Source organism: Streptococcus cristatus (genome assembly GCF_003944225.1).
Taxonomy (GTDB): Bacteria; Bacillota; Bacilli; order Lactobacillales; family Streptococcaceae; genus Streptococcus; species Streptococcus cristatus_K.
Map to the genome: position 1 here is coordinate 1 of NZ_RJPN01000028.1, position 884 is coordinate 884.

Consider the following 884-nt stretch of genomic DNA (forward strand, 5'->3'; position numbering starts at 1 on the left):
GCTTGTGCTCAAACTTGTACTTATTGAATGCTTGTGCTCAAACTTGTACTTATTGAATCTGAGGCACTAATTGAGGCACTGAGACTTGTGCTCAAGCTTGTGCTGGCTGAATCTGAAGCACTAATTGAGGCACTGAGGCTTGTACTCAAGCTGGTGCTTGCTGAATCTGAGGCACTGATTGATGCACTGAGGCTTGTGCTCAAACTTGTACTTACTGAATCTGAGGCACTGAGTGAAGCACTTAGACTTGTGCTCAAACTTGTGCTTGCTGAATCTGAGGCACTGATTGATGCACTGAGGCTTGTGCTCAAACTTGTACTTACTGAATCTGAGGCACTGAGTGAAGCACTTAGACTTGTGCTCAAGCTGGTGCTCGCTGAATCTGAGGCACTGATTGATGCACTGAGGCTTGTGCTCAAACTTGTACTTACTGAATCTGAGGCACTGAGGCTTGTACTCAAGCTGGTGCTTGCTGAATCTGAGGCACTGAGTGAAGCACTTAGACTTGTGCTCAAGCTGGTGCTCGCTGAATCTGAGGCACTGATTGAGGCACTGAGGCTTGTGCTCAAACTTGTACTTACTGAATCTGAGGCACTGAGTGAAGCACTTAGACTTGTGCTCAAACTTGTGCTTGCTGAATCTGAAGCGCTAATTGAGGCACTGAGGCTTGTACTCAAGCTGGTGCTTGCTGAGTCGCTTGCATTAAGTGACGCACTGAGGCTCGTGCTCAAACTTGTACTTGCTGAATCTGAAGCACTAATTGAGGCACTTAGGCTTGTGCTCAAGCTGGTGCTTGCTGAATCTGAGGCACTGAGTGATGCACTTAGGCTTGTGCTCAAACTTGTACTCACTGAATCTGAGGCACTGAGTGAAGCACTTAGACT

Annotated in this window: 1 pseudogene; it reads left to right on the plus strand. The window is 47.2% G+C overall.

Annotated elements, in window-relative coordinates:
* Positions 1–27: 27 nt before the first annotated feature.
* Positions 28–884: pseudogene (locus tag D8797_RS10245) on the plus strand (hypothetical protein); the annotation flags it as partial.